Below are 9,526 nucleotides of genomic sequence, written 5' to 3'. Positions count from 1 at the left end.
AGGTCTCGCCGGCCTGGGCCGCCAATGCAACCGCGACCGGAACGACTTCGCTCGCGCCGGACGATGCGTTCATGGCACTGATGGATGGCCGCACCATCCTCGACCTCGCCGAGGGCCTGCAGCTTCGCCGCAGCCGCGTCATGGGCGCCAACCGGATCGAGCTCACCGGCTTCGACGACACGATGCGCGAGCGTCTCACCGCCTATGGCCTCTTCCACGAGATCATCTCCTGGAAGCTGCGCATGTTCGTGCCGGTCGATGGCAACGGCCCGGTTGTCCTCGCCAAGCTGCTCGACCGCTATCCGGTCGAGCGCATCGGTGAGAGGGAGGCCGCGTAATGGCGCGTCACGATGCCTCGGACCTCGCGATCCGTCTCGGCCGGCAGGCCGAGGCGGTGTGCCGCTATTACCTGTCCTCGGGCAACCGTGCCGGTCGCTACTGGGTAGTGGGCGATGTCCGCAACACGCCCGGCCGCTCCATGTTCGTCCGTCTTACCGGCCCGGAAACCGGCAAGGGCGCGGCCGGTAAGTTCACCGATGCCGCAACCGGCGAACATGGCGACCTGCTCGACGTCATCCGCGAAAGCTGTGGCCTTGTCGACTTCAAGGACGTGGCCGAGGAAGCGCGCCGCTTCCTTTCTCTCCCGCATCCCGAGCCGGATGAGACGAGGCGGAACGGCAATGTCCATCCCGCAGCATGTGGATCGCCGGAAGCGTCGCGGCGGCTCTTCGCCATGTCGCAGCCCATCATCGGCACCGTTGCAGAGACATATCTCCGCAAGCGCGGCATTACGGCTTTGCACGGAACCGGAAGTCTGCGCTTCCATCCGCGCTGCTATTATCGGCCTGACGAGCATTCGCCCACTGAGACCTGGCCGGCGATCGTCGCTGCCGTCACCGATCTTGCCGGGCGACAGACCGGCGCGCATCGCACCTGGCTCAACCCGGACGGCTTGGACAAGGCGCCTGTCGAGACACCGCGGCGGGCGATGGGCGATCTTCTCGGCCATGCGGTCCGTTTCGGGATCACCGGTGAGGTGCTCGCCGCCGGCGAAGGGATCGAGACCGTGCTATCACCCCGCATGGTCTTGCCCCATATGCCGATGCTGGCGGCGCTCTCGGCCGCACACCTCGCCGCCATCCTGCTCCCGACGTCGCTGCGGAGGCTCTATGTCCTCAGAGATCGCGACCCGGCGGGGGACGTTGCGAGAGACAGCCTGATCGCCAGAGCTGAAACCGTCGGCATCGAAGCCGTTGGATTGTCGCCAATGCGTGGGGACTTCAACGAGGATCTGCGCGAAGCCGGCGCCGATGCCTTGCGGGCGGCCTTGAAGGACCAGCTTCTTCCTGAGGATGTCGCCCGGTTCATGGAGGGCTGAGGGAGATCGGCGGGCAAAGAGGAGCGGCCCGGTCCGTCTTCACCTGCCGTCTTCGGACATCGGTGCGATTCCTGCCTGTCGTGGAGGCAGCGCCCACGGCCTTCTCGAGAGGGCGATCGGCCCACAAACGTGCCGGTCAGGCAATGGCTGCGTCCGGCTAATTTCCGCCGGCGAGAAGCCACCCCACGCGACAGGTCGCGTGGGGACCCCGTCTCAGCCTCGCCTTTGCATCGCGAAGCAAATTAGCCGGACCCGGCCATCAAGGCCCTCGCGCGAGCGCGAGGACTGCCAGCCCGTCCCGCCCGTGGGCTTTCGACGCCTGCGAAGGCCGCGATGGGCGCGGCTTCAGACGAAGGAAGCACCCGATGTTGCACGAAGACGAAGATGCAGGTTTCGAACCGGTCCACGCCTCTTCCCCCACCGACCATGTCCTCACCGAACTCCAGCTCTATGGCTGGCGTCCGTTTCAGGACGAAGCCGATCCGAGGCCGCTTCCCGAAGGCAATGCCGTCGCCGGCGCGGTCGCCGATATCTTCGACGCCCTGATCGTCACGCTGGGCGACACCCGCCTCGAACCCGACCTCGACGAACTGCTCTGGTCGACCGTCAATCTCTTCCACCGCGCCGCCAACCGGGTGGAACGCGAGCTCGACGACAACGAGCAGGCGCAGCGCCGCCTCCAGCGCGAACAGGATGGCAGCGAGGTGAAGTCCGTCGATCTGGAGCGCGTGACGGCAGAGGGCCAGACCCTGATCGAGCGGCGCAATAGCATGGAGCTCTTCCGCGATGTCGCCGCCGAGCAGTTTGAGCGCCACACCGGCACGCCCTGGCGTCCGCGCTCCGGCTCGATGGTCAACCATCGCAATCTGACCGCTGCGATGATCGACAGCCGCGACTTCCTTGCCGCAAGGCGCCGGGCGGAAACCGAGGTGATGCTGCCGACCGGTCCCAAGGTCGCCGTCACCGGTGGGCTCGACTTCAACGATCACCGGCTGATCTGGGCGAGGCTCGATCAGGTCCATGCCAAGCACCCCGACATGGTCCTGCTGCACGGCGGTTCGCCCAAGGGCGCCGAACTGATTGCCGCGAAATGGGCGGACAACCGTCAGGTCACGCAGGTCGCCTTCAAGCCCGACTGGACCAGGCACGGCAAGGCCGCGCCCTTCAAGCGCAACGACCAGATGCTTGAGGTTCTGCCGATCGGCGTCCTCGTCTTCCCCGGCACCGGGATCCAGGAGAACCTCGCGGGCAAGGCCCGCAAGCTCGGCATTCCCGTCATGAAGTTCGATGGCGGCGCGTAGGTCCCTGGTTCATGTATCGAGGACATCTTACCGGACAGCCTTGAGGATGCGTTTCCAGATCGTGCCGCCCAGAAAGCGATTGAAGGCAACGAAATAGGCCGCGATGAGCGCGAAGAGGAGCAGAGCTGATGCGCCCTCCAGAAAAAAACCGCTTTCCGTGCGCCCACCGCAGATGGTGGCCAAAAGGAAGCCCAGCACAAAGAACGCCGTCAGGAAATCGAGGATGGCGCCAAGGATGATGCGCCAGGTCGCCACCTTTTCGCTGGATCCTGCGGTGTCTTCGGTTCCGCTCATGTCATTGCTCTCCTATCCTGTTCGGCTCAGTCTCCAAGCGTCCTGATATCGAGTTCGTTCTTGAGGTACTCGTTGCCGAGGCCCAGCGAAATCCGCAACACAGCATTGGCTGAAACGCCCGTCACCCAGCTCTTGAAAATGATAGCCGTTGGCAGCCCATCTTCTCAAGCGCTTGGGCGAATGTGGTCTTCCCTGATCCTGCGATCCCGCACATCATGAAGACGATACGGGGGTGAGCCTGCATGAGCGTGCGCGCGCGCTCAAGCGCCTCCTGATGGCCAATCAGCTTGTCTTCTCCGATATTCATCAAAATAGCCGTTGGAGATCGCCCAAATTTACGCGCATGCTGTTACGCATCGTGCGAGCAACTCAGGCGACTAGCGAAGTTCAGCGTTCTTGCAACGCCAATCGGACACCTAAAGCGCAGTAGATTCCACCGACCACCTTACCCTGCCATTTCAGCACGACCGGGTTGCGGCGGAGAAAGTTGCCAAGACTTGCGGCCGACACGGCGAAGACCACCGTGCTGAGCAAGCCCAGAAGCACAAAGACGATGCCTAGCACCATCAGTTGAAGTGCAACGGAACCATTCTCTGGACGGACGAATTGAGGCAGGAACGCCAGGAAGAATAGCGCAGTCTTCGGGTTGAGCACTTCCGCCAAAATGGCCTGCCTAAAAGCTTTCTGCGCGGTGATCGGAAGTGCTCTGGCGGCGGTCGGGTCCGAGGGAGTTTTCGCCAGGATCGCCTGTATGCCGAGATAGACAAGATAGGCTGCGCCAAGATATTTCACGATGCTGAACAGAGTAGCCGATGCGGCGATCACAGCAGAGATTCCGATGATGGCCATGAACGTGTGAACAGCGTCACCGGCCGCGATACCTACGCCGGTTGCGATACCGACCTTTGTGCCCGAGCTGGTCGCTCGCGCGACAGTTAAAAGTGTTGCAGGGCCAGGAATGAAAACGAAGCCAAGTACGATTGCGTTATAGGTAATCAGTGTAGTCCAGTCGATCATATGGCGGTTCCGAATGATGTTGCATGTTGGCAGCCCGTGTCCGCTGAACTCCCATCCTGCACGAAAGCCGACAGGCAGCAAACCACCCCCTTCAAGCCATCGCCATTTAGAGGCGGACAATGCAAAATAGCATCGTTAGGCGTCTACCGAACCCCCCTTGTGACGCTTGCGTTTTTGATAGCCGTTGCTCACATTCCCATTGGGGATACGAACATATGGTTCGTCTGCCCTGAGCGCCGTGGGGCTTTCTGGCTGCGCTTAAGCTCGCGTCCAGCCTGCATGTCAGCCACCACGGCGAGAACAACGTCCAAACGCTTGTTGCTGACAATCTCGGATCGATTGACTGAGCGGAGCGGATCAAAGGTTCTGCAGGGTAAGGGTGGTCCCTTCGTGCTCGATCTCGAGCCGAGCCAGTCTTCCTTCCAACGTTGATCTTGACCACCGTCAGAGAGGCGAGTGTCGCATCTCTAAGTGGCCCATGTGTCGCATGACTCTCCTCCCGAAAGTAAGCTGCGTCGAAATCAGCTATGCAACTTACTCCCTGCATCGGGGGAAACGGCGGGCATAGGGTCCATAGCCCTCCCGGTTTGATGCACGAGCGATTGGCAGGAGCGGAAGGGGAACCACTTTTGTTGAGGCCGATGTGGACGCTCTATCAGATCGCCGAGCATGCGCAGAAAAAACCAGATTTCCAGACTGGGGATCGACCTGCGCCCGTCAATGTGACGTGAGCAACAAATGCACAAGCTCGGCCTGCCGGCGTGTTCCTGTCTTGCTGAATATTCGGTTCAGATGAGTATGTGCCGTCGAAACCGAAATCCCGCAGCGCTGCGCGGCAGCCTCGCGTCCGTCGCCCTTGCAGATCTCCCATGCGAGAATGGCCTCGGCTCGCGTGAGGCCGAACCGATGGCGAAGGCTGTCTATCTGATCGTCAATGCTCTCCGCATGTCCATCTCCGACTTGCAGGGAACCGAGCCGCGACTGGATTTCGAAGGCTCGCACCAGATGCGGGCGCAAAGCCGCGAACAGCGCCTCGGCTTTTCCATTGAGCGGACGCCTGATGTCCGGGTGAACCGCGCACCCCGCCCACGCTTGCGCGCCCGACATCAACGTGATGCCCATGCCCCCGGTGCCCAACCCTTGTGGAGCCCACCACTCGTTGAAGAAGGCTGTGCGTTCAAATTCATCCGGCGGCACGATCGTCGCGAAGCGAATGAGTTGACCCGCTCGAACCTTGCCGACGTGCTGCATCAGGGGATTGAGACGCACCCAGTGCTCACGATAGCTCACCAGATAGTCCGGATCCGATCTAGGCGCGACAACGATCCGCTGTCCGGTCCCGGTATCGCTGAAATGGAGAGTGGCTTCGGCGCCTCCCATCAGGTCAGCCATGCGGTTCATTGCATCGGGCCACAGCGGTTTTTCCAGCGAAGCAGCGTAAATGCAATCGATCAGATCAAGCAGCGCTTCGTCCATCGCCCCCTCCTATCGACCGAACGGTTGACGCTTTTGTTTGACAGTCAATGTAACGTTGTCCTTTCAATCCTACCAGAAAGAACGGCGCCTAAATGAGGATTACGACTGTCTTTTTGCTTTCGGCAGCAGCCGTTTACGTCATATGCACCAGTGTCATTGCCAATGCTGCTGAGCCCGGATCATCCCAACCGGACACATCCGCTGTCGATTGGACCGGAGCTTCGATCGGTATTGTCGGCGGTATTAGCGCTCTCGACGGCACCACGCGCATTCCAGCCTATTCGCGCGACGCTTTCCACGCGGACAGCACGTCCGGAGCCATTGGCGCGAAGGCGGGCTACAACCACCACTTCGCCAATGACATCGTGCTGGGCATAGAAGCGTCGATGTTCGCCCTGTTCAATGAAGGCCATTCCACTTTCGGCAACGAAGACTGGCACGTCAACGCCGATTGGCAGGGCGCCATGGTTGGCCGCATCGGCTATGCCTCAGGACGTTTCCTGCCCTATTTGAAGGGTGGCGTTTCCTTCCTTCACCTGAAGGACCTTCGCTATGAAAGTTCTATTTTCCCTTCGTCACGACCGTTGGATCGCAGCTATGTCGGCTGGACCGTCGGAGCGGGCGTCGACTACGCGGTCGACAACAACTGGGTTCTCGGCGTCGATTACGCCTATTCCGATTTCGGCAGCCACAATTTCGAGAATGACGAGATCGGACCGACATTTGTCGAGCCGGGTCTTCACCTGATTTCGGCAAGCATTAGCTACAAATTCTGAGGGAGGATAACTGGGCAGCCTGTTGCGATGGCAAGGGCTGCTTCCAACTTGGATCGATGCCGTTGTGCAGCGAGTGGTGGGACAAGGCGTAGACGCCGATTCTGAGGAATATGTGGGACTTTCAGTTTACGAGGGCTTTGGGGCTGATGGCGCGGACCGCGCCCTATGTCGCGCTGCGCTTGGCCGTCTATTTCGGCATCGCGGGTGCCATTGTCATTGTTACAGGCGCCAGCGCCATGATCGGCTACGGCATTGGCAGTCTCGGCGGTGAAGATTTCCGCACAGCCTCCGGCCTCTGGGGTGGGGCAGCGGGTTTCGGACTCTCGGCGGGTCTCATCTATCTTGCCCGCGAATACATTCTCTATCTCGTCAAAGCCGGCCATATCGCTGTTCTGGTCGATCTTATGGACGGCCGCGAAGACTCAGGTAATGCCGGCCAGATCGCCCGCGGCACGAGGATTGTGCGCGAACACTTCGTTGAGGCAAGCGTCCTGTTTGGCATCGATCAGGTGGTCAAGGCAGTCGTGAACGCGGTCACCAGCCTTATGGCAGGTACCGCTGCGTTCTTGCCGATCCCTGGCCTAGACACGCTCGCGCGGATGTTGCGGCTCTTTCTCAAGATTGCCGTAGGCTTCATCGATGAAGTCATCCTCGCCTATGCGATCCACATTCAGACGCGTAATCCATGGCAAGCGGCAGAGGAAGCCCTGATCCTCTACTGTCAGAACTATAAGGTGATGATCAGGAACGCTGCCTGGCTGGCCATGTTCATCTACGTTTTCGCCTTTGTCGTGTTCCTGCTTGCTCTCGCTCCAGCCTCGGCGTTGATCTATCTGTTTCCCGGCGGATGGAGCGCCGGGGGCTTCGTGTTTGCCCTGCTCTTTGCGTGGGCAGTTAAGGCCGCCGTTCTCGAACCGCTGGCGATTGCGTGCATGATGCAGGTTTTCTTCAGGACCACCGCGGGACAGGAGCCCGATCCTGAATGGCAGGCGAGGCTGGCTCAACTCTCTGGTCGGTTCGGAATGCTGGCCGAGCGGGCTCGCGATTGGTCTCGCCAGCCTGCTGCACCTCAGGAGAGGGAAGCGGCGGTATGATGTTATGTCGCCCAGTGACATGGCTGAAGGCGTTAGCGTTCCTTCCCTTCATGGCGGGACCGGCACTCTCGCTGACCTGCCCGGAACAGACGGCGGAGCTGCTATTCGTGATGCATCAGGAACTGCCGGAAAGCTACGTCATGGCTTTCGGCGCCATAACGCTTGTTGGCCAACGCCCGCAGTTCAATTCCGATACGCTCGAATATAAGCCTCCTGGACCCTACAGAGCCACGTTCAGCGGACATCTTGCCCGGCCGAGCGGCTTTGACCTTCCGGCGCGCTTCGCCCTGAACGTGATGGAAAATTGCCTTGGCCCGTGGTGCGGCGCGGTGCCGACAGGCGCTCCTGCCGTTATCTTCCTGAAGAAAGTCGAGAACGGCTATCTGCTTGAGACCTTCCCCTGCAACCGTACGGTTTTGAGAGGGCCAACCGAACGCGATCTGGAGATTTTGACGGGTTGTCTCCGCAAGGGGGCGTGCTGAATGGAAGACGCCAGGATTCGGAGCGGCACCCTGTCGAGACGGGCATCGGCGATGAGGCTTTTCACCAGCATGGGAATGCTTTTCCTCGCGTCGGGCGTGTCCCCATGGCTATCGCCGGCGCGAGCGCAGGAGAATCTGATCTGGCATGGACGTGCAGAGGGAGGCAGAGCTTCGCTCTCCTATGGCATTCCCAATTCCGATTACGCACCGCTTTCCTTCAGTTGCACAAATGACGGTAAGGGAGTGACTTTCACCTATGCCCACGAACCGAACCAGCCCCGTGAGGGCATCAAAGTTGAAGTCCTGCTTCAGGCTGCGGAAATTGCAGTGCCAATCACGACCTTCGGGTTTCGGCTCGAACTTGATGAGGAGTTCCTTCTTCAGGGAAGAACCCACCTTGATAACAGGCTGGTCGATCTTTTGACCTCCGGCGAGACACTCATGGTCTTTGTGGAGGACGGGTCAGAGGAATATCCACTGGACGGCGCGCGCGCGGCCGCGATGCATCTCATCAAGAGATGTAAGAGGTAAATTTCTGAAACTGGGTTGCCGGTCGACTCTTGCCGATTATGAATTTTGTTCGCTCCGGAGGCGCAAATTGGAGGATTGCCATGCGGCGTTTGATCATCGCAATATTTTCGCTGTGCTTTGCCGTTCTGTGTGAAGCGCCCTCAATCTTTGCCCAAGTCGACGACGTTCCCGGATCGTCCGATCATCCGGCGGTCGGCCGCTACGAAGGGGCGAGGATCGGCTTTTACGAGACCAAAGCCTATGAAGAGCTCAGCCTGCCCTTCAAGGCCCTTGATCCCGGCGATCAGAATGACCCTTCCGCATGGCAGACGGAGCTTGCCGGGGAACTCACCTCCATTCGCTACGAGGGGCCGGGCGACCGTTCGATCCTGGAGGTGATGCGCAACTACGAGGCCGCCTTGCAAGCAGAGAGCTTCGAGATCCGCTTCTTCTGCCGCAACGAGCAGGAGTGCTCACCCGCCCGTGCCATCTCAAGCTTCTGGGACGCCGCACGCGGCGGGATCGGCATGCCCACCACATGGGACACGACCGTCTATCTGCTTGCCGAGCGCGATGATGTCGAGGGCAAGCTGACGGTCGGCATGCTCGGCGTGGAAACCGCAGCGCGAAGCGGTCAGCCTCTGACCCCGCATGTCGCCATGACCATCGTCAAAAGCCAGCCCATGGAGACGGACCGCATCAGTGTCATCGAGGCGAACGAATTGCAGCAGGCCTTGGCAAAGGATGGCCGCATCGCGATCTATGGCATCTATTTCGACTTCGACGATGCCGAGCTCAAGCCGGAATCGGAGCCGCAGATCACCCAGCTTGCCGGTTTGCTCAAGGACAATCCGCAACTCAGTGTATTGATCGTCGGCCATACGGACGGCCAGGGCGCATTCGACTACAATTTGTCGCTCTCGCAGCGACGAGCCCAGGCCGTGGTCGATGCTCTGGTGACAAACCATGGCATCGCCTCAGGCCGCGTGACGCCGGCCGGCGCCGGCATGGTCGCGCCGGTTGCGACCAATCGCACCGAGGAAGGCCGTGCCAGGAATGATCGGCCCCCACGGACGGGTCCAATTTGATTGTTAGTGCAATGATGGTCGCGGCGCCAGCGCGGGCGGCATTGCTGGTTGGGGKTGCAGGGCCGCCCGCGCGAATGCCGGGATGAAGACCTCGGGTGCCGGCGGCTTGT

11 protein-coding genes and 1 pseudogene are annotated in these 9,526 nt (G+C 60.6%); 8 read left to right on the top strand and 4 right to left on the bottom strand.

Going from position 1 to position 9,526, the window contains the following annotated elements:
- The 3 genes from L598_RS09405 to L598_RS09395 form a co-directional block, all read left to right on the top strand.
- The coding region (locus tag L598_RS09405; protein ID WP_186444985.1) for a hypothetical protein at positions 1-338 on the top strand (338 nt) is incomplete at its 5' end.
- Positions 338-1,378 (top strand): toprim domain-containing protein, encoded by a 1,041-nt coding sequence (locus L598_RS09400; protein WP_144861898.1) that lies wholly within the window; start codon positions 338-340, stop codon positions 1,376-1,378. The genes L598_RS09405 and L598_RS09400, both read left to right, overlap by 1 nt.
- A 365-nt stretch (positions 1,379-1,743) precedes the next feature.
- Positions 1,744-2,679 (top strand): DUF2493 domain-containing protein, encoded by a 936-nt coding sequence (locus tag L598_RS09395; protein WP_144861896.1) that lies wholly within the window; start codon positions 1,744-1,746, stop codon positions 2,677-2,679.
- A gap of 27 nt (positions 2,680-2,706) precedes the next feature.
- Here the strand turns inward: L598_RS09395 and L598_RS09390 are convergent, their stop codons facing one another.
- The 4 genes and pseudogenes from L598_RS09390 to L598_RS21740 form a co-directional block, all read right to left on the bottom strand.
- The gene (locus L598_RS09390) at positions 2,707-2,973 is read right to left on the bottom strand and encodes a hypothetical protein (protein ID WP_144861894.1); all 267 of its coding nucleotides are present in this window, start codon (positions 2,971-2,973) and stop codon (positions 2,707-2,709) included.
- A 387-nt stretch (positions 2,974-3,360) separates the two neighbouring features.
- The gene (locus L598_RS09380; RefSeq protein WP_144861892.1) at positions 3,361-3,990 is read right to left on the bottom strand and encodes a LysE family translocator; all 630 of its coding nucleotides are present in this window, start codon (positions 3,988-3,990) and stop codon (positions 3,361-3,363) included.
- Between the two features lie 162 nt (positions 3,991-4,152).
- Positions 4,153-4,367 (bottom strand): annotated as a pseudogene (locus tag L598_RS21745) (ISNCY family transposase); the annotation flags it as partial.
- Positions 4,368-4,707: 340 nt separating this feature from the next.
- Positions 4,708-5,466 carry a helix-turn-helix transcriptional regulator gene (locus tag L598_RS21740; protein ID WP_246658697.1) on the bottom strand — a complete coding sequence of 253 codons (759 nt, stop codon included), beginning with the start codon at positions 5,464-5,466 and terminating at the stop codon, positions 4,708-4,710.
- 92 nt (positions 5,467-5,558) lie between these two features.
- Between L598_RS21740 and L598_RS09365 the strand changes: the two genes are divergently transcribed.
- From L598_RS09365 to L598_RS09345, 5 genes are all read left to right on the top strand, one after another.
- Entirely contained in the window at positions 5,559-6,242 is a 684-nt protein-coding gene (locus L598_RS09365; RefSeq protein WP_144861890.1) for an outer membrane beta-barrel protein, read from the top strand.
- Between the two features lie 146 nt (positions 6,243-6,388).
- Positions 6,389-7,336, top strand: a complete 948-nt coding sequence (locus L598_RS09360) for a hypothetical protein (RefSeq protein WP_246658696.1) — start codon at positions 6,389-6,391, stop codon at positions 7,334-7,336.
- The gene (locus L598_RS09355) at positions 7,333-7,818 is read left to right on the top strand and encodes a hypothetical protein (RefSeq protein ID WP_144861886.1); all 486 of its coding nucleotides are present in this window, start codon (positions 7,333-7,335) and stop codon (positions 7,816-7,818) included. Before L598_RS09360 ends, L598_RS09355 begins: the two co-directional genes overlap by 4 nt.
- Positions 7,819-8,349, top strand: a complete 531-nt coding sequence (locus L598_RS21420) for a hypothetical protein (RefSeq protein ID WP_186444984.1) — start codon at positions 7,819-7,821, stop codon at positions 8,347-8,349.
- 80 nt (positions 8,350-8,429) lie between these two features.
- On the top strand, positions 8,430-9,416 hold the full coding sequence (locus L598_RS09345) for an OmpA family protein (protein ID WP_144861882.1): 987 nt from the start codon (positions 8,430-8,432) through the stop codon (positions 9,414-9,416).
- Positions 9,417-9,526 lie beyond the last annotated feature (110 nt).

The organism is Mesorhizobium sp. J18, assembly GCF_007829525.1.
Taxonomy (GTDB): Bacteria; Pseudomonadota; Alphaproteobacteria; order Rhizobiales; family Rhizobiaceae; genus VLJP01.
This window is presented reverse-complemented; position numbering and strand designations above follow the sequence as displayed.